This is a genomic window from Pontibaca salina (genome assembly GCF_016307205.1).
Lineage (GTDB): Bacteria > Pseudomonadota > Alphaproteobacteria > Rhodobacterales > Rhodobacteraceae > Pontibaca > Pontibaca salina.
In genome coordinates this window covers 136,234-160,482 of record NZ_JAEIJD010000007.1, presented here as the reverse complement: position 1 = coordinate 160,482, position 24,249 = coordinate 136,234, and the positions used below count along the sequence as shown (strand labels likewise).

Annotated in this window: 18 protein-coding genes; 3 read left to right on the top strand and 15 right to left on the bottom strand. The window is 57.1% G+C overall.

Annotated elements, in window-relative coordinates:
- The 3 genes from JAO82_RS10275 to JAO82_RS10265 form a co-directional block, all read left to right on the top strand.
- On the top strand, positions 1-1,439 hold a 1,439-nt coding region (locus JAO82_RS10275; protein ID WP_232897338.1), incomplete at its 5' end, for an Ig-like domain-containing protein.
- Positions 1,440-1,584: 145 nt separating this feature from the next.
- The gene (locus JAO82_RS10270) at positions 1,585-3,792 is read left to right on the top strand and encodes a GumC family protein (RefSeq protein WP_198686287.1); all 2,208 of its coding nucleotides are present in this window, start codon (positions 1,585-1,587) and stop codon (positions 3,790-3,792) included.
- Positions 3,793-3,837: 45 nt separating this feature from the next.
- The gene (locus JAO82_RS10265) at positions 3,838-4,959 is read left to right on the top strand and encodes a glycosyltransferase family 4 protein (RefSeq protein WP_198686286.1); all 1,122 of its coding nucleotides are present in this window, start codon (positions 3,838-3,840) and stop codon (positions 4,957-4,959) included.
- On the opposite strand, the gene JAO82_RS10260 is transcribed toward JAO82_RS10265, so the two are convergent.
- The 15 genes from JAO82_RS10260 to JAO82_RS10190 form a co-directional block, all read right to left on the bottom strand.
- Positions 4,951-5,964, bottom strand: a complete 1,014-nt coding sequence (locus JAO82_RS10260; RefSeq protein WP_198686285.1) for a glycosyltransferase family 4 protein — start codon at positions 5,962-5,964, stop codon at positions 4,951-4,953. The genes JAO82_RS10265 and JAO82_RS10260 overlap by 9 nt on opposite strands.
- Before the next feature lie 12 nt (positions 5,965-5,976).
- Positions 5,977-7,080: a class I SAM-dependent methyltransferase gene (locus JAO82_RS10255; protein WP_232897337.1), complete on the bottom strand. Its 1,104-nt coding sequence runs from the start codon at positions 7,078-7,080 to the stop codon at positions 5,977-5,979.
- Between the two features lie 64 nt (positions 7,081-7,144).
- The gene (locus tag JAO82_RS10250) at positions 7,145-8,332 is read right to left on the bottom strand and encodes a methyltransferase domain-containing protein (RefSeq protein WP_232897336.1); all 1,188 of its coding nucleotides are present in this window, start codon (positions 8,330-8,332) and stop codon (positions 7,145-7,147) included.
- Positions 8,325-10,655, bottom strand: coding sequence for an NAD-dependent epimerase/dehydratase family protein (locus JAO82_RS10245; RefSeq protein ID WP_198686283.1), 2,331 nt, complete (start codon positions 10,653-10,655; stop codon positions 8,325-8,327). The genes JAO82_RS10250 and JAO82_RS10245 overlap by 8 nt, the downstream gene beginning before the upstream one ends.
- A gap of 1 nt (position 10,656) precedes the next feature.
- Complete coding sequence (gene rfbF, locus JAO82_RS10240; protein ID WP_198686282.1) at positions 10,657-11,433, bottom strand: glucose-1-phosphate cytidylyltransferase; 777 nt, start codon at positions 11,431-11,433, stop codon at positions 10,657-10,659.
- 76 nt (positions 11,434-11,509) lie between these two features.
- Complete coding sequence (locus JAO82_RS10235; protein ID WP_198686281.1) at positions 11,510-12,664, bottom strand: glycosyltransferase family 4 protein; 1,155 nt, start codon at positions 12,662-12,664, stop codon at positions 11,510-11,512.
- Positions 12,661-13,770, bottom strand: coding sequence for a glycosyltransferase family 4 protein (locus JAO82_RS10230; protein ID WP_198686280.1), 1,110 nt, complete (start codon positions 13,768-13,770; stop codon positions 12,661-12,663). The genes JAO82_RS10235 and JAO82_RS10230 overlap by 4 nt, the downstream gene beginning before the upstream one ends.
- A gap of 67 nt (positions 13,771-13,837) precedes the next feature.
- Positions 13,838-14,833, bottom strand: a complete 996-nt coding sequence (locus JAO82_RS10225; protein ID WP_198686279.1) for a glycosyltransferase family A protein — start codon at positions 14,831-14,833, stop codon at positions 13,838-13,840.
- Positions 14,814-15,668, bottom strand: a complete 855-nt coding sequence (locus JAO82_RS10220; protein ID WP_198686278.1) for a glycosyltransferase family 2 protein — start codon at positions 15,666-15,668, stop codon at positions 14,814-14,816. Before JAO82_RS10220 ends, JAO82_RS10225 begins: the two co-directional genes overlap by 20 nt.
- Positions 15,665-16,636: a UDP-glucuronic acid decarboxylase family protein gene (locus tag JAO82_RS10215; RefSeq protein ID WP_198686277.1), complete on the bottom strand. Its 972-nt coding sequence runs from the start codon at positions 16,634-16,636 to the stop codon at positions 15,665-15,667. The genes JAO82_RS10220 and JAO82_RS10215 overlap by 4 nt, the downstream gene beginning before the upstream one ends.
- Positions 16,637-16,682: 46 nt before the next feature.
- Positions 16,683-17,615 carry a sulfotransferase family protein gene (locus JAO82_RS10210; protein ID WP_198686276.1) on the bottom strand — a complete coding sequence of 311 codons (933 nt, stop codon included), beginning with the start codon at positions 17,613-17,615 and terminating at the stop codon, positions 16,683-16,685.
- A complete protein-coding gene (locus tag JAO82_RS10205) occupies positions 17,587-18,837 on the bottom strand; it encodes an O-antigen ligase family protein (RefSeq protein ID WP_198686275.1) in 1,251 nt (416 codons plus the stop codon). The genes JAO82_RS10210 and JAO82_RS10205 overlap by 29 nt, the downstream gene beginning before the upstream one ends.
- Positions 18,838-18,961: 124 nt before the next feature.
- Entirely contained in the window at positions 18,962-21,301 is a 2,340-nt protein-coding gene (locus tag JAO82_RS10200; protein WP_198686274.1) for a glycosyltransferase family 4 protein, read from the bottom strand.
- A gap of 82 nt (positions 21,302-21,383) precedes the next feature.
- Entirely contained in the window at positions 21,384-23,192 is a 1,809-nt protein-coding gene (locus JAO82_RS10195) for an ABC transporter ATP-binding protein (protein WP_198686273.1), read from the bottom strand.
- A 47-nt stretch (positions 23,193-23,239) separates the two neighbouring features.
- Positions 23,240-23,917: a sugar transferase gene (locus JAO82_RS10190; protein WP_198686272.1), complete on the bottom strand. Its 678-nt coding sequence runs from the start codon at positions 23,915-23,917 to the stop codon at positions 23,240-23,242.
- Positions 23,918-24,249: the final 332 nt, after the last annotated feature.

The following is a 24,249-nucleotide window of genomic DNA, read 5'->3' as shown; positions in this document are numbered from 1 at the left end:
CGCTCAGCTATACGCCGAATGCGGGTTATCAGGGGCCCGACAGCTTCAGCTACACGATCAGCGATGGCGAACTGACCAGCAGCGCCACGGTCAGCTTGCTTATCGGTGAGCATATTGACGTCTGGTATGGTGACACCCAAAAGTTCGGTGCGCCGGGCGAGGCTCAGACTTGGGTCAATATCTTGGGCGACGTTTTCACCGAAAATCTCGCATCCCTGCATTACAGCCTGAATGGTGGCAGTGAGCGAACGCTGACGGTGGGCCCGGATAATGGGCGGCTGGCCAAAGCGGGCGACTTCAATGTTGATATCGCATTTGCGGAACTTGATGGGTCCAGCCTTGATGACATTGTCACAATCATCGCGCGCTATGGCGATGGCACGACCATAACCACGGATGTCACGATCGACTATGAGGAAGGGGCGGTCTGGAACCAGAACTATTCCATAGACTGGTCAACCGTGACCAACATTCAAGACGTCGTACAGGTTGTTGATGGCAAATGGGCCCTGACCGGCGACGGCCTGCGCCCGGAAGAGACGGGATATGACCGATTTGTCATCATGGGGGATGATAGCTGGGACTTTTACGAGGCCCGCGTATCGGTGACCACCAATGATCTTTCGGCAGATTTTGGCCTGTTCGGCTTTGGCTTGTGGTGGACCGGCCATACGGACGATCCGAATCCGGGCCTTCAGCCCAAGACCGGGTTCAATCCGTCGGACCTGCTGTTTTACAATGGCGAATGGGCCGGGTCGCCACATTTCGAGATTTACCGGAACATCGGAGATACGAATTATACGCTGGAGAGTGGCGTCACCTATAACTTCGTCATTCGGGCTGAGCAGCTCAACCAGTTTGATCGCCTTTATAAGATGAAGGTCTGGGAAGACGGGGCCGCGGAACCGGTGGATTGGCTGATGGCGCAGCCCATAGAACAGGACGCGCCGGTGACTGGCGCCTTCGGCTTCGTCGCCCACCATTACGACATCACCTTCCATGATGTTGCGATCACCGAGATCGAAGGCGGCGACATCACCAAGGGCACCGGCGGGGCGGATATGCTCGCCGCAGTAAATACCAGTGCTGCACTTCCGGGGGTGGGCGAGATCGATGTGTTCGTCGGCGGTGAGGGGCCGGATATCTTTATGCTCGGGGCTGGCGGGACAGATTACTATGACGATGGCGTCGGTGCCTCTGCCGGACTGGCGGATTATGGCTATGTCTGGGATTTCGTTTCCGGTCAGGATCAGATCCAGCTTGGGAACGAAGCAGCGGATTACGTTCTGACAGAAGATGCTGTCGGATTGCCAGCGGGAACCGCGATTTGGCGGGTCGGGGCCGTGGATGAGGAAGACGAACTCATCGGCGTGCTGAATGGTGCTTATGGCCTTTCACTTGTCAGTGACGATTTTATCTTTAATGATTTGCTAGTATAATTTTGAAACATAACGATTTTCTTGGCGCCAACGCGCCCTCTCAGGACCGACAGAGCTTGACCTGTTCAAGAAAGTTCAGCACCCTTTCTAAAGGTAAATGTCGGTCTAGTTTCAATTTCCAATCACAGGAAAGAAGGATGGGCCAATGTACACGGGGCCGCTGGTAGTGAATGAACCGGAACGACGTCCCGAATTTGATCGCGATCCCGAATATTTCCAGTCTGAGAGCGACTTTATCGATCTCAGAAAGATAGTTTCTGTCATCTGGCGTGGGAAACTGTTTGTTCTGTTCGCAGGATTGATTGGATTTATCATCGGCTCGTTTCTGGTCAGCAGAGAAGAGCCGATATATATTGCAACGGCCAACGTGCTGTTCGAACCCGAGCGACTGCAGATCGTGGACAGTGCCAACGCGACGGTTGGTCGACAGGACCTGTCTAATGAGATTGGTAACCAGATAGCGATTTTGACCTCTACGACGCTTCTTTCTCGTGTGGCAAAAAATCTCGACGCGGCGGATCGTGGACAAAGCACGAATTCGCAGGCCCCTGAAGTAGAGCGGCCTACTGCCGAAGAAGAAAGCGCCGCAAGGCGGTACCGGGAAGCGGTCAGTATACTTCGCAAAAACCTGATGGTGTCACAGGTGATTGGATCCAGGGTCATTGAAATCACCTATGCCTCGACCGACGCAGACCATGCCGCGTCTGTCACAAACGCTATAGTCGACGAATTTCTTCGGTTTCAAACCGCATCGAAAAATCAGGATGTCGCGGCGGCCATCGACCTGATGGATCAGCGCATCGCCGACTTTCGCGAGAGGATTGCACGATCCGAAGACGCCCTTGCACAAGCGCGTCTTGATCTGGTCGAACGGCAGACGCAAAGTTCGGAAATGACCAGAACACAGCTGACCGTCCTGAGTGAGGAATTGGCCAGGGTGCGCATCGACCTGGCCGGTGCGCGGTCGCGCTATGAACGGTCGGCCAGGGCACTGGCGGCCGATAATGTCTGGCGCGTTCCAGAGTTTCGCGAGTCACCACTCATTCAAACCCTGCGCGAGCGTGAATTGGAAGTTCGTGAAATGATTGCCTCTGAAAGCCAGACCGTGTCCCCGAACCGAACCAAGAACATCTCAACCCTTGAGGAAATCCGCGACATTATTCGCGAAGAAGCCGGATATATTGTCGAGGCATTAAAGTTTAATATCGATTCACTGGAGCAGCGTGAGCAGCAACTGGTGGAGGCGATGCGTGAACTAGAGGTTGTTGCCATCAACCAGGCCACCGATGAGCTTTATATTTCAGGGCTTGAGCGCGAAGTGCAGGGAAATCAGGCAATTTACCAGTCTTACACCACCCGTCAAAAGGAAATCAGCGAGGAAGCAAAGCTGGGTTCGACCGATCTGCGGGTGCTTTCTCGTGCGGAACCACCGGCATCGCCTGATCGCTTGGCCAGCAATCGGCTTTTGGCCGCGACCAGCGCCAGCGGTCTGCTTTTGGGAATGATCATTTTGTTGCTGCGTGAACGTCTGAGCAATGCGCTGCGCAGTTCACAAGAGCTTTACGAGGCAACCAGCCTTCCAATCCTGGCTTCGGTGCCCGTGGTCGGCAGACGCCGGGAGACTGGTAAGCTGGTCAAGAATTTCGTCAACAGACCAGACAGCATTCTTGCCGAAAGCATCCGCAACCTTCGGACAAGCATTCTTTATGGAGATCCAGAAAATCAGCCAAAGGTGATTATGTTCACATCGTCGGTCGTCGGGGAAGGAAAAAGTGCGATTTCCTTTTTGGTCGGACTGGCAAGCCAGAAAACCGAGCGCAAGACCATTCTGGTGAACTGTGATATGCGCAATCGAAAACACGCGAATCTTTATAGCACCTACAAAAAACTGGACCAATCATCCGGTGGTGCAGGGCTGGGCGCATTGCTTCGCGGCGAGTGCACACTGGAAGAGGCACTGTTTGTCGAAAGCGGGTCGGGCCTGCATCTTTTGACACTCAGTCAAGCGGAAAACCTATCGGAAAGCCCGGCGGACCTGCTGTCATCAGATCGGTTTGCAGAGATCATCAATTTGCTGCGCGAAAAATACGATCTGGTGATTTTGGATACCCCAGCGGCCCTTGCGGTGACCGATGCGCGATTGGTTGCGCGGCTTGCGGACACGGTCGTTTATTTGGTCCGCTGGAATAAAACGTCGCGCAATGCCGTGAAAGAAGGATTGCGCCGGTTACGCTCAGTGGATGCTCATATATCGGGTTGCGCGTTCAGTCTGGTTTATCAATCCAAGGCGCGGAAATATGCGGACAATGAATTGATCTATCAGCATGGTTATGCCGGCGTCTATCGACAGTGAGAATCGCGAATACCCGGTTTACTTTGCAGGCCGGAAAGCTGCTGCATGACCACCAAGGTTTGTCACATTCTGGACAATCTGCGACCGGGCGTCGGAGTAACACAGATCATTTTCGATCTGATGAGCGACGAGCGGATCGACTGCCGAGGACTGTATATCGGGGCGTCAGATATTGATCCGCGATTTGACGACAAGGTTTTCAAGATCAGCCCTGTAGATGGGTTCTTCGATACCTTGAAGCAGTTGCGCAACTTGCGCTCTCAGGGCTTCAACGTGCTTCATGTCCATAGCAGAAAGGCGGATATGATCGCCATGGCGGCCCGGTTGCTAGGCTATCGCGTCATCCGGACACAGCATTTTGGCACGATAACTGACTCTTCGCCAGTCAGCTTGCGTCGCAAGGGCTTTGCCCGGCTCAGAAACGCCTTGACCCTTCGGACATGGTGGGTGTCCCGTTGGGCCGCGGTCAGCAGCACCTCTGTGGCCTATCTCGCGCAACGCTGGCACATCCCGGCGCGGCGGATTTCGGTCATATATAACGGCATCGACCTTGATCTTTATCATGAGCTCTCGTGCGTTGATAAAACCCGGCGTCGGCAGGCCTTGGGTTGGGAAAAGGATTGGATTGTTTTCATCTCCGTTGGGTCGCTTGTCACCCGAAAGCGCCACAGTGAAATCATCCGGCAATTTGCCGACATTGCTGCAAATTATCCTGCCGCGCGGCTGGTGATCGCAGGGGCCGGCAGCGAACGCGGCAAACTGGAAGCGCTCAAAACGCAACTTGGCCTTGAAGAGCGGGTTCAGCTGCTGGGGCATCGCGCCGATGTGCCGGACCTTCTTCAGGCGTCAGATGTGTATGTACATGGTGCGATCGACGAGGCGTTCGGCCTTGTGGTCATCGAAGGAATGGCCTGCGGCTTGCCAGCAATCGCCTATGACGCAAAAGGGCCGGCGGAAATCGTGACAGATGGCGAAACTGGGATTCTGGTGCCGCCAACGCAGGACGGTGCCCTGACGACTGCGATGGCAACGTTGGCTTCCCAGCGTGACTTGTGCGAAATCATGGGTCGGCAGGCAAGAGAGCGGGTGGAAAGGCAGTTTTCCTTATCCGCCATGCGTGAAGCCTATTTGCAGGAATATATCCGCCTTGGCATCAATTCAGATTGACCCGGGGCTCATCAGCAGCGCCTCGAGTTCGCCCGCCAGACGAGAAACATCATAGGTTTTCTCAATTTTCGCACGTCCTGCTGCCCCCATCTTGGCCCGCGCGCCCGGATCGTCGATGAGGCGGGCAAGGTACGCCTGCCAGTCCATCGCGGAGTGGCAGACGTTGCCAGTCAAGCCATCAATGACCACTTCGGCATTGGCCCCGACGGCGCTGGTCACGACAGGCAGACCGCAGGCCATATATTCCAGCGCCTTGAAGGCACATTTGTATTCGTTGAACCCGCCCGTCCGCAACGGATAGAGTCCGATATCAAATGGCGCGACGGCTTCTGAGATGGCATCCGGATCGGACCAGTCAAGCTGGTCGACAAAATCGAACTCCAGCCCGTCGATTGTTCCGAAAACATCATAAAGATGCTTTACCCCACACGCACCGACAAGGCGAAAACGCAGCGGATGCTGCGATGCCAGTCTAGTCAGCGGGCCTGCCAGAACATCAATCAGATCGTCAGCGTAATGGGCGCCATTGCCGATCCAGCCCAGGCAGACCGGACGGTGAGCATCATGGGATTTCAGCCGATAGTTGCCCAGCCGAATACCCGATGGCACCAAATGGGTCGCAGGTTGGCTTTCCTTCGCATATGCGACCAAAGCGCGACTGCCTGCGAAAACACCGTGGCTGAGCCGCATCATCGTTGCGGCATTGCCGATGGTCCGGTCTGACTGGATCCTGGATGGGGCATCATCGATATCGAAATAGACAGATTTTCCGAGAGCGCGGCAGAGCCGGGCAAGAACGATATCATAGCGGCCATACATCTTTTGAAAGATCACCACATCGCTTTTCGATATCGGCCCCAGCAGCGGCAGGTAATGGTGTCGGGCAGAGGGCGAACAAAGCGCGACCGTGTGGCCGCGGTCACAAAGCGCCTCGGCGACCCAATATCCCCGAACACGCGAACTGGCCTTGTTGGCATCGCCTGACAGGATCATCAAAAGGCGCATGGCTCGGCCATCCTAACCTGTCAGCGTCGCAAAACTTGGTGACAATCCCATGGCCCGGACCTGATCGGCGATTTCGTCGCGATAAAGAGCGTTTGCGATCAGGATATGGTCGGGTGCAAGCAAGCGCAGGTCTTGGGGTGGCCTGACCTCAAGTCCCACACCCGGAACAAACAGCCCTTTCTTGCGCGGATTGAGGTCGATCAGAGCGTCGAGAGTGCTGTGGACAGTGCCCATGGCGTTGGCGAATGTTATACCTTTCGAGCCGGCCCCCCAAATCACGGTCTTGCCTGCCTGAGACCCGAGCCGGGCGCGCCAAGCGATCATTTCTTCCTGCGCGGATGCGGCGAACTGGTTGGAAAGCGTCTTTATCTTGTCGGTGCCCGTTGCCACGAAATCCCGCTGTCTGATCTTGGCGGGCCGCGCTTCGATCATCAGGAATTGTTCGGAATAGCCGGTGGAAACATTGACCGGCTCGAACCCAGCGCGAACGAATGCGGTCGTAAGGGCAGGCGCGCTCCAATAGCCGACATGCTCATAGATGACGTCCCACATGGATACACCGTCGAGCATCCAACCGGCATTGGGAACCTCGAAATATACGACCACGTCGCGGTCGCCGATGGCGTGTCTGATCTGGGTCAGCAAGGTTTGCGGCTCATCCAGATGTTCCAGAACATGCCGGCAGATGATGGCATCGAAACCGCCGTCAAGTTTGCGGGAGGCGAAATATTCCGGTATGATCCGCACGCCTTCGCGCGCGGTGAACTGGCTTTCGCGGCCCGCCATCGAGGGATCGTATCCGGTTGCGGTGGCGGCCCCGTGTTTGACCATCAGATCAAGTATGTGGCCATCGCCGCAGCCGATCTCGACCACATGTTTTCCTGCCAGATCGTGGCGCTCGATCAGGTGGTGGGTCAGGTCGCTGGCGAAGGCGCGGAATTTTGGCGAATGATGCAGCGCGTTTTCATAGCCCGATTCATATACCATCCGCTCCGGGTCGAACTGTCGGTTCCAGATGAAGGCGCATGTGGTGCAGCCGACAAGGTCGACATCGCCCGACGGGGCGGCGCGCGCGGTTTCCACATCGGGCCAAAGCTGGTTGCAGAGCACTGGCATGTGGCCGAGCCGGAAGACCGGTTTCGGGTTGGAGCTCTGGCATATGGGACAGGCTGAAATCATGTCAGACCGCCACCAGTTCGGGGTTCAGTCCGAGGCTGTTCAAGTGAGCTCTGATCTCGTCGAGATAGATGGGATTCATCACGATGATTGTGTCGGGCGGATCATCCAGCAGGGCCTCAGGTGCCTGGACTTGATGCGCAGTGACCGGCAGAAATTTGCCTTGCTTAAAGGGGTTGATATCGATGACCCGCGCGATCTGATCGTCCAGATCATTCGTGGTCAGAAACGACACCCCTTTTGAGCCGCCGCCCCAGAGCGCGATCGATTTCCCCTGAGCCTTGCGGTCAGCCACAAAGTTTTTCCAGTCATCGCGGATCTTGCGGACCCGATCTGGAAATGCGGCGGCCAGCGCGCGCAGTTCGTCCAGATCGTCTTCCTGCGTTAGCCGGGTCTGTTGCGCTGATTTTCTGGCGTACTGGATGATGTATTGATCGTCATAATCGAGATAGAGCCGGGTCACATCAAAGCCCGCAGCGCGAAACAGCCGCGCATGGCTGCCGAGTGTGAAATAGGAACAATGCTCATAATAAATGTCCCAGAAGGCACCTTCGGCAAGAACCCGACGCACATCCGGAGTTTCGAAAAATGTCATTGCATCTGAGGATTTACTCAAGACTTTCGCGACATCCTCGACGAAGGTTTTGACCGGCCCGATATGCTCCAGAGTGTGGCGGCACACGACCAGATCAGGCGCAACCGTTATATTTTCGGGGGCAAAGAACTCACGCCGAAAGGTGATGTCGACCTCGGCCACTTCTTGTAAACGCTCTGGAATGAAACCCGGATCCACGCCCAGCCCGATGGTGCCGCTGGTTGTGGCCAGTTCCCGAAGAAATTCGCCTTTGCCGCTCCCAATTTCCAGCGTGTTTTTACCTTTCATGTCTAGGCTCTCGGTGATCTCGGCGGCCAGTTTTCTGGCAAAACGGTTGAACGTTCCCGAAAAATGCTGGCTCTCCTCGGTCGTTGACTCATAGTCGACCTTGCTGGCATCGAATGCCGAATTGAAGATGAATCCGCAGGTGTCGCAGAACATCAGCACCATTGGCGCGGTAGGAAAGGCGCGCGCTTCCTCCGGGCTGCCCAGTAAGATGCAGCTTTGGACCGGGATCGCGTCGAGCCGGTAGATTTCATGCAGATCTGTTCCGCTGCAGGCTGGACAGGATGTGCGCATCATGGCCGGGTCAGTCATGGCGATGTTCCACGACCTCAAGTTCAGGTGTCGGCACGATGAACTTGCCACCGGTCGCAAGGAAGTCCTGCTGTTGTCGGATAATTTCATCGCGAAAATTCCATGGCAGGATGACGACGTAGTCGGGGCGGTCCGCCATCAGTTTTGCGGGGTCGTCGATTTTCAGCCTGACGCCCGGCATGTATTTGCCCCTTTTGTGAATATTGCGGTCCACGACATATTCGATCACCCGCGCATTCAGGCCAAGATAGTTCAGCATGATCGTGCCCTTCGCCGCCGCGCCATAGGCGGCAATCCGATGGCCCTCGGATTTCAACTGGCCGATGAATTCCCGTGCCTTGCGGCGAAAGTCGCGAACCCGCGCGCCGAAATCTGCGTAATGGTCAAAACTGTTCAACCCAAGCTGGGCTTCCTCGTGCAAAAGATCTGTGACCGCCTGAGTGGGCGATGGGTTTTTCTCTAGAAACAGCCGGATCGAGCCGCCGTGAATTGGCAACCGCATAACGTCATTCAGATAGAGGCCGTGACGCTCGAACAGTCGTTTGGCCGATGCCAGCGAGAAATAGCAAAGATGTTCGTGATAGATCGTATCGAATTCGACCTGTTCGATCAGATCCCGCACATAGGGAAATTCAACTACAACGACGCCATCATCGGCCAGAAGCAGGGACATCCCGGCAACCAGATCGTTCTGGTCGGCGACATGCGCCACGACATTGTTGGCGATGATCACATTTGCCCGCCGGCCTTGGTCTTTCAGGCGTTGCGCCACCCGCGTGCCAAAGAAATCGATGATCGTCTCGATCCCCTTTTCTTGCGCGGCTTTTGCGGGCTGGCTCGCTGGGTCGATCCCCAATGTGGCGATCCCTTTGGCCTTGAAGTTCTGCAACATATAGCCGTCATTCGAGGCAATCTCGACCACCAGATCATTGCTGCCTAGATCGCGCGCCCGGATCAGATCGGCAGCATTTTCCTTACTGTGTTTGATCAGGTCATCCGAGAAGGACGAGAAATAGAGGTAATCGGCACCAAACATGTCTTCCGGCGGATGGGTTTCAAGCAGTTGGACAAGGCTGCAATCAGGACAATAACCCAGCCGCAAAGGCAGCACCGGTTCGCGCATGCCCAGACGGGTTTCGTCCAACAGACCATCCGAGCGCGGCATCTGTCCGAGATCGAGGATCGGCTGCAGCCCCGCATGGTGGCATGAAATACAAGTTGCCGCCGCGGCATCCGCCCCGAAGTCATTTGCCATGCCGTCAAAACTCTCATTCGGTCGTTGAGCTTCGCCATGAACGGTATGGGTCAGGGTCTCGTCGATGATGCCTTCGGAGATTAACTGCTTGATATGACCGATCCGCTGATAGCGTGGGCCTTCGAATTCATTGAGGGTCAGATCAATCTGTCGGTAGGCGTCGTACAGTGACTGCGCCCCCTTGCGCGCATCCCATTGCGGTTTGAAATCCGGCAGTACCGCCTGAATCTTGTCACAATTGACCCGGTACGAGCGTTTATCCGGGCCCGCGTCTTCGGCAAAGGTCACCTCGCATCCGGGCACGATGTCGGCGACGATTTCGGCAAGTTCCCGGATCTGATAATTGTGTTCGGTGACGCCGACATTGAAGGCTTCGTTGCGCACGGCGTCGGCAGGCGCGTTGAGCGTGGCCAATATGGCGCGGCTGATATCCTCGATATGGGTGATCGGGCGCCAAGGCGTGCCATCTGATTTCATGTGGATGTTGCCGGTCGTCACCGCCCAGGCAACCAGATTGTTCAGCACGAGATCAAACCGGATACGCGGGCTGACGCCATACGCGGTCGCCGACCGCAGAAAGGTCGGGCAAAACCTGTCGTCCGAAAGTTCCGCTAGGGCCAGTTCTGACGCGACCTTGCTTTCGCCGTAGGGGGTCACCGGATTGAAGCGCCCCAATTCATCGATCATCCCGCTGCCCGATGCACCGTAATTCGAGCAGGATGACGAAAACACAAAGCGCGAAACGCCTGCAGCCTTGGCGGCCTCAGCGACACGCATAGTACCCTGAAAATTGATGCTGTGCGTGATATCGGGTCGGAAATCCCCCAAAGGATCATTTGACAGGGCCGCCAGATGGACGACCGCGTCAAATCCCAAAAAATCGGCGACGGTCACATGGCGAATATCCTTGCGGACCGCCTTGACCGGGGGGATCGGACCGCCCGGCGCAAAGGTACAGCGCTCGTAGAGATCGCTGTCCATGCCGAAGACCTCATGGCCGGCCTTCAGCAGCATTGGCGTAAGGACGGTTCCGATATAGCCCAGATGGCCGGTTACGATTACCCGCATATCACTGCTCCCAAACTGCCCAGGGCCGGTCACCGGAATCCCAGATTTTCTGAAGATTATACTTGTCGCGCAACGTATCCATGGCCGCCCAGAACCCGGTGTGCCGATAGGCCATCAACTGACCATCCCTCGCGAGGTTTTCTAATGGCGCATGTTCGAACATCACCATGTCGCCTTCGATGTAATCAAACACTTCAGGTTCAAGCACGAAGAAGGCACCGTTAATCCAGCCTTCGGCGGTTTGCGGTTTTTCCTCGAAAGCGATGACCTGTTCGCCGTCAAAGCGCATATGTCCGTACCGCGCCTGCGGCCGCACCGCCGTGATCGTCGCCAGTTTTCCATGACTCTTGTGGAAGGCGATCAGGTTATTGATGTCGATGTCCGAGACCCCATCACCCCAGGTCAGCATGAAGGTGCTGCCACCCAGATAGGGCTTTAGGCGTTTGACCCGGCCACCGGTCAGCGTTTCGTCCCCGGTTTCGATCAGGTCGATTTTCCACGGTGCATGGTCTTGCTCATGGCGTCGGACCGGTTCGGAGTTTTCAAGATCGACGGTCAGGTTTCCGGAAAGCGAGCCGTATTCGACAAAATAGCGTTTTATATATTCGCCCTTGTAACCCAATGCGACAGCGAAATCGTTAAACCCATAATGCGAATAGATGTTCATGATATGCCACAAAATCGGCTTGCCACCGATCTCGACCATTGGCTTGGGACGTACCGAGGTTTCTTCGGCTAGGCGGGTTCCCTTGCCACCTGCAAGAATTGCCGTTTTCATAAATCATCCCCTTTATAATTTTACTGATTATCAACCTGCTATGCGCCGCGTGTCCAATGGCCATAATTCCTACTACCTATTCGGGCGACACGACGGGCACGCCGGTGCTGGCCGGGTGTCCCAGTCTGCCCAAGGCGTTCAGATAGGCTTGGATAACGAGACGCTCATCATAGTTCTCCTCGATATGAGCGCGTCCAGCGCGGCCCATCATTGTACGCTTTGTCCGGCCGCAATCCGCGATGGCCAGCATCGCGCGGGTCAGATCATCGATATCGGCGGGCGCAACTGCAAAGCCGGTCAAGCCGTCGATCACGACGTCGCGGCATCCGGGCATATCGGTGGTAATGACAGGCCGGCCGCAGGCGGCGGCTTCCAGCAATGAACGGGGCGTGCCTTCGCGATAATAGGTCGGAAGTACCACGCAATCACATTGCGCGATGATTGGATTGATATCCATCTGCTTGCCGAAATAGCGGACGATGCCCTCGTGAACCCAGTCCTCCATGACGCGCCGGGAAACCGCCGCGCGACTGGGCGCCTCAAACCCGCCGCAGATGCAGAATTCCGACTCCGGGTATTGTGCACGTACCCGGCGCGCCGCCTCGACAAACTCTCCAATGCCTTTTTGCCAGAGCAGCCGACCAATCAGCAGGAATACCGGCGCGCGGCGGGCTCGGTCGGGCATCTGTACCACGGTAAATCTGGCAAGGTCGACACCCGAGCCGGGCAAGAGATAGGCTTGGTCGGGGGCTATGATCCCGGCCTTGAGGAATTGGTCGCGGTCCTGCGTGTTCTGGAAAAATACGACTGGCGCGTTCCTCAAGACAATCCGGTACATCTCCCGGGCGAACCCGGCCAGAAAGCCGCGATCGGAAAACAGCGTTCCAAGGCCCGTGATATTGGGAAGGATGGGTATTCCGGTCAGTCGGGCCGCTGCGCCGCCATACAGGTTGTTTTTTATCGTGTAACTTATGATGGCGTCGGGTTGCGTGCGTCGCGTAGCTGCTATGATCTGAGCCAGCGACTGAGTTTCTCGCAGCGGCGATTTTCCCCGCCGGTCAAGTTTGAACTCGACGATCTTGCAATGAAACGTTTCCTTGAGCCGGTCAGTATATTCATCATGCGGCACGAGCGCGACAACTTCGTGCCCGGCATCGAACAAGGCCCGGAGTAGGCCAGCGCGAAAGTTCACGAGATTGAAAGAGGAATTCGCGGTGAAGAGAATTTTCATTGTTCGGCCATCCTTTTCTGCCGGAAGGCAACACCAGATACGTCGCCGTAAATATTGGCCATTGCTTGGGCGCAGTCCGACCACCGAAAGCGTGCCGCATGCGCCTTGCCGTCCGCGATCATGCGCTTTCGAATTGCCTCATTTGTGCAGATTTCGACGATATCGGCGGCGAAGCTTTCGGGCGCGCTGGCGTTACTGAGACGACCCGCCGTCCCAGCGACCTCGGGCAGGGAGCTTCGGTTCGAGACGACAACCGGGGTCCCGCTTGCCATCGCTTCAAGCACGGGCAAACCGAAGCCCTCGTACAGTGATGGATGAGCGTAAAGCGCGGCGGATTGGTACAATGCCCGCAATTGCGGGTCCGAGACATATCCGACGCGGTGCACGCGGCCTTGAAAAACGGGGTTTGCGATTTCCTGCTCGAACGATGAAGTTTCCCAACCGGTGCCGCCGACGAGAACCAGATGGTGCGGTATCTCTTGCATAGCGACGGCCATCGCCCGCAACAGCCCCCGCAGGTTCTTGCGCGGACTGTTGGCCCCGGCAGAAAGGATAAACGGCAGCTCGGCGTCGGGCAGGTTCAACTGGTTGAGCACTGCGGGGTCCGATGGCACGAAAAAGCGTTCGGCGACGCCCTCCAAAACGACTTGCAACCGGCTATCAACGGCAGGGCCGGCGATATCGCGAACCTCGTTCGCCGTCGCTTGCGACACGCACACGATCGCGTCCGCCTTGCGCACCGCCTGGTCAAGGCTGCGCCGCATGACCCAAGGGCGGGTGTTACGAAAGTATTCGGGATGGGTGAGCGGGCCAAGGTCGTGAATTGTGACGACAAGGGGTTTTTCGGTAGCGACTGGATAGCCAAGCGTCACCGCGTGAACCACATCAATTCGCCGATTTAGGCGTGACTCGATGAAAGGACGATCCAGAAAGGTCCATAACAGCGAGGTTCCCCGCCGCCCCAGACCGGTAAGTTCGAGACCGATCTCGCGGCGCCGTTCGGCCAGCCGGTCCGGCGAGAGCGCAGACCAAGCGGCGACCGGGGATATTTTAGGCCCGTCAAGTGCGCGCAATGCGTCCAGCAATTCTTGTGCATATCGTGCCAAACCATGGCCTTGGACATCCGCAAGCTGGTTTGCGAAAAAGGCGACCGATGGAAAGGGCACTGGGAAATCAATGACTGCGGATGCCAATGGCGGTCCCTCCGAAAATTGCATTCCATCGGCGGCGCAGGACGGCGCGCAATCGCGCAGGCAGTGCCGCGCCGATCAGCGCCGCCCAAGTGTCGACAGCGAACGGCCAATACAGGATCGCGATGAGGTAATGGCGGATGGCGCGCCATCGGCGGCCAAGATAATGTAGGTGAACGCGCCCGGTCCGGCGGTGATAGCTGGCACGTGCCGCCAGCCGCACCTTCAACCCGCGGCTGCGGCGCAGCGGTTGGTATTTCTTGAGAATTAACTCATAGGCCTGCAATTCGCGCGTTGGGTCAGAGGCGGTACGCGGCCCGGAATGGAGCCTGAGATCAACCAGCGCTTCGGGCACGCAGGCGATCATTGTGCGTTCGGCGACGCGGATCCACATGTCCCAGTCCTGCCGCGCGGCGAGCGCCGGATCGAAGCATCCCGCATCGAGCAAGACCTGTCGCCGCACCAAATAGGTCGAGGTCGGGGCGGTGACATCGCTTACCAGAAGGGCATCAAGCAGATCCCCCTCGGGAAAGCGGTGTCCGTGCTGTGCCAGTACCGCGCCGGTGGACAGCTCAACCTCGCGCAAGCCTGTGTAAACCGCGCCGTGATCGGGCCGTGCGCGCAATCGCGTCACCTGTCTGGCGATCTTGTCGGCATGCCAAAGATCATCACTGTCAAGAAAGGCGACGAATTCGCCGCGTGCCTCGGCAATGCCCCGATTTCGCGCGACGTTGCCGCCGCCGCGCGCTTGGCGGATGAAGCGAATGGGAAAGGGCGGGCGGTTACGGCTACGCCAGTCATGAACAGCGATTTCGGTGCCGTCATCGGAAGCATCGTCAACAACGATCACCTCCAGATCGGTGAAACTTTGCACCAACACGCTGTCCAGCGCATCGCATAGGATATGCGCCCGATTATAGGTCGGGATGACCACTGAAACTACTGGTGTCTCGGACATTTCAAGGATTTTGGGGCGCATGTCTAAGCGGCTCCTTCCATGTAACCTGCTGTTCAAGCTCGGCCCGCGACACGCGGTTCTGGCGGTCCCACACCAGTGCGTAGGCCCGGAAAACAGCCGTTGCGGAGTGCATGGCTGAGATCAGCCCCGGCGTTCCGTCGCGGAAACCCAGCTTGTAAAAGTATTTTTTCAGAAACTCCTTGAGCGGCGCCCACAGGATTTGCCAGCCGCGAACCGTGCCGCGTTTTTCGATCTGGCGGACAAGTTCTTCGAGATACACACCGCTTTTTGTCAGACGTTTCTCAAAATTATGCTCGTTGAAATGCACCATGCGGTTTTTCAATTGCCCGACACGATCCTCGGGCGCGTCCAGATGGCAGCTTTCGTGAAACATGCCGCCAAATCTGAACAGCTCGCGCCGGGCCAGATGGATGAGATTCCAATCCTGCCAGCCACCACCGCGCATCGGGCGGTGCATGAAATGATTGAGACGGCGGAAGCGATAGCCGTCACAGGCGGGATCACGAATGGCCTCGCGGATCTCGCGGGCCAGGCTGTGGGTCACACGTTCGTCGATATCCATATGCAACAGCCAATCGCTCTGCGCCGCAGCGATCCCCTTATTGCGCTGGTCGCTGTAATATTCGCGGTCCTCGCGGGGGGCGCGCAAAAATCTGACCTTTGGCCCCTGTGCGGTGCAGATCTCCTCGGTCCGATCGGTCGAGCCGTCATCGACGACCACGATTTCATCGACCCAGCCGACAAGGTGATCGAGAAATCCCGGCATGTCTTCCTGCTCGTTATAGCTGATCGCGACAACGCCAAGGCTTGGCTGTGGTTGGGATCCTAGGCTCATGTCCTGCTCCTCGCTGGTTCATTGCCCGACAGCAGTCCGTCGAAATATTTGATGGTGCTTGTAAGGCCTTCTTGCAGTGACACAGTGGGTTCCCAATTCAGGGTCTGGCGCGCTGCCGAGATGTCTGGGCGACGTTGCACCGGATCGTCTTGGGGCAGGGGGTGGTAGGAGATTTTTGAGCGTGAGCCGGTCATCTCGACAATGGTTTCGGCAAGTTCGCGGATCGTGATCTCGCTTGGGTTGCCAAGGTTCAGCGGACCGATACAGCCCGCATCGGTCGCCATGAACCGCATGATCGCTTCGACAAGGTCGCTGACATAGCAAAAGGACCGGGTCTGCGTGCCGTCGCCAAACAAGGTGATCGGCTCACCCATGAGCGCCTGCACAATGAAGTTGGAAACCACCCGCCCGTCATTGGGGTGCATGCGCGGCCCGTAGGTGTTGAAAATTCGCGCCACTTTAATGTCGAGACCGGTTTGCCGATTATAGTCGAAAAACAGCGTTTCGGCGCAGCGTTTGCCCTCGTCATAGCAGGACCTCGCACCGATCGGGTTTACGTTGCCCCAATAGCTTTCGCTTTGGGGATGCACCTGCGGGTCGCCGTAAACTTCGCTGGTTGAAGCCTGGAAGATACGGCAGTTCAGCCGCTTGGCCAGCCCCAGCATGTTGATGGCCCCATGCACGCTGGTCTTGGTGGTCTGGATCGGGTCGTGCTGATAATGAACCGGAGACGCCGGACATGCCAAGTTATAGATCTGATCGACCTGCACATAGAGCGGAAAGGTCACATCATGGCGCATCAGCTCGAAATGCACGTTGTCAAGGACATGATAGATGTTGGGCTTTGTGCCGGTGTAAAAGTTGTCGACGCACAGCACGTCATGCCCGTCGGCCAGCAGTCTGTCGATGAGATGGGAGCCGATGAACCCAGCGCCGCCCGTGACTAGTTTTTGCTTCGTAATGCTCATTCTCTATTCGGACCCTCTCTGGAAATGTGACTGCGCCAGACCATCGCTAAAACCTCAGCGACGCGCGAAGGCGGATGAGAAGCGGCTGTACCAGTCGATCGCGCCGGCGATTGATCCAAAGCCGAAACGAGGAGCGCGTGACGCCATGTGCTGCCGTTTCGGCGGGCGACGAAGCCGCGTTGGCATTCTCAAGCTCGGCGTGCGCATATCCCATATGCCGGGCCATCTGGCGAACCGAGGGATCAAGCGCGAGGCGATAGCGCGGATCGGCGCGCCACTTCTCGGACGAATCCCGATGTGTCCCCGAGCCGACCTGCGCCTCGGGGGCGAGGCCGATGAAGCGGCAGATGTCGGCAAACCCGGAGATCGGATCACGTATCAGATCCTCGTAACGCACCAGCGTGAATTGTTCCGGCCCTAACATCTGTGAAAACGCCAGCAGGTTGCGGCAGGTGGCAAGCCAGCCGATCTGTCGACTGGCGGGGTCGGTGCCGAATTGCCGTGCGGCGGAATACATCACGCCATGGGGGTTGCGCACCAAACCAACGACTCTCACTTCCAGATCGGTCTGCTCGATCCAGTCAAGCAGGAGGGTGAGAGCCGCCCAATGGGCCACAAACTGTGGTGATTTCTCGAAAAACACGGGCTGCGCCAACTTCCTGCACAGCGCGTCCCATCCCTGAAAGACAAGGGTGTAATCGTCGCTTGGGGGCGCGAAATCAGGCACAGATTTCTCCAGCAGATCGACCATATAGGCGCGCGCATTGGCCCTGCTGCCATAGCCCTTGTATCTTTGCCCGCCCGAGAACAACCGACCTGATGATTGCAACAGCACCGCCGCCATTAGCCACCAATGCGTTTCCAGATTGGAATGCGGCGAATAGGGCACCGTGCGAACCGCCGAATGGCGACAGATCTCGTCCTGAAACATGGTCGAGCCGGACCGTTTGTCAGACAGTAGGATGACGGCGCTGGGCATGAAAACTCCAACCAATTTGCGATGTCTGGGCTGTGCTTGCGCGCATATGCGCAAGCGTCGACACCAGACCGACGATGAAAAAGAACAGCATTGAACCCCGTGGGGTGGAAATCGCCGCATGGCCCAGGGCCAGCCACGGGAATAGGGCCACGATCGACAGGAACAGCGGTGCCACCAAAATATCCCACGGCGATCTGCGCCGGATAGAAAGCTGACCTGCAACAGAATTGAGCGCCTGCAGAAACAGCGCCACGAAGCCAACCGCCGCAACCATGCCATATGCATAATAAGCTATGGCAAAGGCGGAGTGGGTTGCTTTTCCGGCCTGCTCTGGGATGACCGTGGCTTCTGAATATCGGACGGCGACGCCCTCGCCGAGCAGTAGAAAACGTGGTTTCTCGGATAGATGTTTGAATGGCTCGACATAGGCAAGCAACCGCTCGGATTCGCGCTCATCCGCCAATGGAGAATCAAAGATCGCTGCGGTTCGGCTTGTCAGACGATCAAAGAAGAAAATCTGTGATGTCGTCCCGATGGCCAAAACGATGGCGACACCAATAGCAACCGGCATTAAAATCCCGTGCTGCACCCGGCGCAGACCAAGGACCAAGGCTGCAATCACGATCAAAATTGCCCCCAGTACAGGTCCGCGGGAATAGCTCATCAAAACGCCCATGGGGGCTAACATGCACGCCGCGAGGGCCAGCCAGCGCCACCATCGACCGATGTTGTGGGGCCAGCGCAAGAACAAGGCGGCCAGCGGCCAGCAGGCATTGATGAACGATGCGCCAATGATTGACACCCCGACCAAGGTGCGGCCGCGAATGCCGGATTCAGTTTCAGTAAAGAACCCCTCAAGCTGCGTGGCGGCAGGTTCGAGAAACTGGTTTGAGAAAACCAGATCCGCCACCACCAATCTGGTCATCGGCAAGGAGCTGAGGACCATCAGCGTCGAGGTCAGGACAAGACCCAGCACCACGGACCGCAGGACGATCTCGACGTCGCGCAGGGTGCGGACATAGCTCCCGACAAGAAAGAACACGCTGAATGCCAGGCAGGTTCTGACACCAATATAAACGGTTTCCTTGTAGATGCCGAAAGAGAGCATTCCGGCAATCTCGCTCGCCAGCGCCAGAACCAGTAAGAAGCCCACGCTAGTGGCGAATTTCGCCTTACTGCGGGACCGGCCCGGTAGGCCTCGTGCATTGGCGATCAGGATCAAGATCAGTAGATCGATGAAATAAATCGGAAGTGGCCCAAATTTGACATTCAGACGTGGCACCGCGACCAGCAGGAACACGAACAGTGCAAAGAGGCCGACGCCCGGTGTTTTGCTGATCGTGGCCCTATGTTCCATGGGAATGCCGATCTGAAAAAGATTGGTAAAGCTCGACATGGCGCTGGATGAAGGTTTGCATGCCGAAAGATTTGGCCCGTTCAAAACCATGCTGACCCATGGCCCTGCAGCGGGCCGGATCATTGGTAAGGTGCCGGATGGCTGCGGCAATATCGTCGGGGTCTTGCGGATCGACGAGAGTCGCCGCGTCAAGGTTCAATACGTCGCGCAGGCCCGGAACATCCGCCGCAATGATGGGGAGGGACGCGTTCATGGCCTCGACGGCGGCCAGACCGAAGCCTTCCCAGTTTGAGGGCATGAGAAAGATATCGGCCTTGCGCAGATGGTCGCGGATATCGCTGACATAGCCGGCGAATTCCACGCGGACCTGTACCCCAAGACGGGTGGCCAGATCTTCCAGCGCAGCGCGCTCCGGCCCATCGCCGACGATGGTATAGTGGATATTCTGATCGGCCAGCCGCGCAAGAGCCTTGAGAGCCGCCTCGAAGTTCTTTGCTGGCACAAGCCGCCCGACCGACAGCAGCCGAAGCGGACCCGGCCCGGCCTTGTGCCTGACCGGGCGGTCAAAAAGTAGACGGCAACCGTTTTCGATGACAGTGACATCGCCGGTCAGCCAGGGCCGCGCTTGCAACAATCGGTCTTGAACGCCGGTGCTGATTGCAATGATGCGGTCGAACGCGGGATATACTTGGCGGTCAACCAAGCTGCCGACTAGGCTCTCTCTGCGCCGGTTTGAAGTGCTGTGCTCGGTAAAGACAAGCGGCCCATGCAGACGTCCGCCCCGGGCAAGGGTTGCGACATGGGCGCTGGCCGGAAACAGGTGCACATGGATGATATCTCCCGGCGCGATCTGTTTTGCATAGTGGCTCAGCCGGGTCAGGCCGCGCGGATCGTAGCTGCTGGATAAGCCCAGTGAAACCTCGCCTTCGCCGTGATCAGCACAGGTTTCCAAGGCGACGAGATGGGCGTCGATCCCTTGCGCGCGCAGGCCCCGGTGCAATTCCCGTGCCATGCGCTGCGCGCCGCCGTCTGCCACATCAAACCCGTTGATAATTTGGTGAATCCGCAGCCCGTTTGCGCCCCGCACTGGACAATTGACCGAAGCAGATTTCACACTCTTGCGGCGCAGCCGAGTGGCGAGGTTGCGCAGCGTCTTTTTCTGCCGGGCCGGCAAAAGTCGTGTGAGCAGCTTTTCACGAAACATCGGGTCCGGTTCAAAGCGGGACCAAGGCAGCGGCGTCCAATCGGGCGCGGCCTCTTCCATGATCTTGTTGAACAAATCGCCGTAAGCTTGTGCACAGATCGCACTTGAAAACCGCCGGCGCGCGTCGCTGGCAACGGCCTGACTCATGGCTTGCCGTCGGACAGGATCGCGCCCCAAGCCCGCGATGGCAGCGGCAAAGGCCTCGGTGTCACCGGTCTCGGCAAGGCAACCGGTCTCACCGTTTCTGAGAAGAAAATCAGTAATTCCGGGCAGATGCCATGCAACCGGGACCGCACCGGCCATCATCGCCTCTAACAGGGCGTTCGGGCACCCCTCGAAATGCGAGGGGAACAGGAAAACATCGATCGCGCCCAAAAAATCGGGCACCTCTTTTGGCCCGAGAATGCCAGCGAAGTCGATCTGGCCCGCGGCAATCTGCCTTGCCAGCATGTGACGCAGCCGGTTTTCGTCCCGGCCTTTACCGGCAATCGACAGGTGATATTCAATGCCCAGCCGTTCCAACCGGTCCAGAATCGGCGGGATGTGCATGACGCCTTTCTGGCCATGTTCAAGCCGCCCGAGAAAACCGAGCGACAGTTTGTCCGCCTTTTGACTGGGGCCGGTTCGCTCCGTGAAACGCGCGGGGGTCGCGCCGTTGGGAATGAGCGCGATGCGCGCGGGATCGACGCCGTATTGATTGACCAGATCATCGCGCAACCGCGGTGTAAGAGCGACGATACGCATCAGTTGTTCGCTGCCAATCAGGGTCAGCCGATAGCCTTCGTCAAACCCGTTGGCACAGCGTGCGAGCACGCGAATCCTTGGATGCAGGTGCGGGATGGCGCTGAGGATCGCAGGCGAGTTCACACCGAAAACGATGTCTATACGTTCGTTTTCGCACCAATCAGCGAAGATTCGAGCCTGTGTTTTCAGTTGTTTGCTATGAGAAGCGAGCAGCACGCAGCCATCATCTACAAAGGCGGGGTCGGTTAGCTCTGACTGGGTGCAACCAACCGTAACGCATCTGAGATTGATCCCGTGACTGACCAGTGCCGGCCGAAGCGTGCGGTAGAAGGTGAACGTGCCGCCATCCTTGGGGACCGATCCGAACGCCACATTTATCATGATCCATTCCGTCCTGGTATCGACCGGAGGCGCTCGTTGTGGCGGGCAGGGGGGATTACACAGATCATGTTCATTCCTGCCCCTAACGCTCGTTGCTTGCCACGAGGTGCGGCAGCGCTTCGGTGGCAACAAGATCGGCGTAACTGCCCAGACGTGTGATCTCGCCCGCATCCAAAGTCACGATCAGATCGCAATCCTTCACGGTCGAGTGGCGGTGTGCGACCATCAGCAATGTCCGCTGGCCGGCAAGTTTTGCGATCTCCTCCATCACCAGCGCTTCGGTATTGGTGTCCAACGCACTGGTCGCCTCGTCAAAAACGATGACCTCGGGCTCGGTATAAAGGGCGCGGGCGATGCTGATGCGTTGCCGTTGCCCGCCGGACAGCCGTACGCCGCGTTCGCCGACCAAGGTTTCGAAACCATCGGGCAACTCGTCGAGAATGAACCTCTCGATTTGCGCCACCCGCGCTGCCGAAACGAGACGATCCCGGTCGATCTCGTCATCGGGCACCCCAAAAGCGATATTCTGCGCGATGCTCGCATCGCTGAGGAAAATATCCTGCTGGACATAGCCAACATTCGCCCGCCAGGCGCGCTGTTCCTTCGGGTCCAGCACTTTTCCATCGATCAAGATCTCGCCTTTTGTTGGGTGCAGAAGCCCAAGAACAAGGTCCATTAGCGTGGTTTTGCCCGCCCCGGTTCGCCCGACGACACCGACCGACATTCCCGAGTCTATCCTGAGATTGAGGTTTTTAAGACTGCGCACTGTGGTGCCGGGATAGCGGAACGACACATTGCGCAGTTCGAGACTTTGGTGAAATCGCAGCGGTTCGACTGCTCCTTGCGGCAATGTTGGCAAAGTTTGCGAACCGGCCAAGTCCCTCTGGATAGCCTCGGCTGAAACACTGCTCAACCGGAGGGAGACAATAGCGTTATAACCGCGCTGAAAGGCCGGCATCATTCGCAGGACACCAAGGGCGAATACCCCAAGCATCGGCACGATCGCTGCCATTGCATGGGTCCCCAGTCCGCCGCTCTGCATCATCAGCGCAAGCGTCAGAATGACGGTACCGCCGATCGTCACGGCTTCAACAATATGTCGGGGGGCCTGACGTACGGTGTTAGAAAGCGCAGTGGCCGAAGCAAATTCATGCGAAGGTACGGAATAGCTGTTTACCAGAGAGCTTTCCCGGTTAAGCAGGCGCACCTGCTTGCCACCTGCCAGCGCCTCCCATGCGATACGGTGGCGCATGCGGTTGGATTTCAGGATAGTGTCGCCAAGCCGGGTCGTGGTCCGGCGCACCACGATCAGCATGACTGTATAAACGCCGGCAAATACGCCGATTGCCAACAAAGTCATGCGGGCATCAACGATGAACAGAAGCGCCAGCATGAAAAGCAGTACGATAAACGACATCACGAACTCGGAAATCGCCCGATAGACTTGGGATACGATCCGACCGGTTTCGGAGAGCATGGTGGCGACAAGTTCGCTGCTGTGTCGTTTAAGCATGAACTCGTAAGGCTGGCGCAAGTAGACCGTCAACAAACGTTGCGACAGGCTGTGTACGCGCCCCTCAAGCCAGCGATTTGCGGCATAAACCGCAGTGATTTTGAAGGCCGATCCGACAAGAAGCAGCCCGATAAACGCCATGCCAAGGAACACCACAAAACTGTCTTCAGATTGAAAGCCACCAAATTCGTATATCTGGGACAGCCGCTCATTTGTCGCGATGAGTTCCGGTTCACTGAGCAACTTCAGGAACGGAAACACCAGCGCCACGCCGATCATGTCGAACAGTCCGCTGAGAACGATCAATGGCAGGAGTAAAACTGCCGACCGAAGCTCAGCTCGGGTCAGTATCGTAATTGCCGTGGTCAAATTCTTCATTTGTTACAGGCAGCTCCGTTTTGCTTTAACGGCATTGCGCTTATCCCCTATCGTATCTTTGGAAGGTGAAAGACCAATGCCACCGTTTTGATCAGAATGCGCAGGTCGAAACGCCAACTCATATTGCGCACGTAATGAAGGTCCAATTCGGTTTTGCGCCGTACCATTTCAATCGTGTCGGTATATCCTTGCATTACCTGGGCGTACCCAGTTACGCCCGGGCGAACAGCCTCACGCATGGCGTAATTGGGAATAAATGATTCATAGGTTTCCGCGAACTCGAAGATTTCAGGTCGCGGGCCAACGAGACTCATCTCGCCCATGAGTATGTTAAAGATTTGTGGAAGCTCGTCCATTTCGCTCGCGCGCAGGATGTGCCCCAGTGGTGTCACTCGCGATGTTTCGAGCGGGTCATCGGCATAGCGCGTTCGCTTATCCGTGGGGGCCATCGAGCGGAACTTAATGATCATGAAGCCCTTGCCGTCTTTGCCTTTGCGCAATTGACGGAAGAATAGCGGGCCCGGATTCCAGAACATATTGAGGCCGAACACAATACCGCAAAGAAGGAGCAGCGGCATCAGCATGGCAAGAGAAAAGGTGATGTCGAAAATTCGTTTGGTAGTGCGGTATAAGCCTTGTTGTGCTGAAGCGGCCGGATCGAGGGCACCGGGCTCACACTCACGTGTGTCGTCAAAGACTTGGCCCGAATCCAGCTTCTTTTCCATAATAACAGGCACCTGCGGCCTCAATAATTCCTAAAAATTAGCGACTTACTAAGTGGAGAAACTCCTTTTTATAACTTACAATCCCGCTAACTTCGGGCGTCACTTTGCGAAGGATTCACCCATCGTTCAGCGAATCCGCGGGTATTGCTGGGAGCACTGAATGCGGCGTAAGAGCTGGCCAACACAAAGCATCTGTGACGTGTTGAATTCAGGTATTTCGGGTTGACCACCTTTCGCGGCACGATTCCTTGCGAAATCGACCAATTAATAACTGTGACGCAAAATGCCCTGGTCAGCATCAGCAATTCACGGGGCGCAGAAATCATACCCAC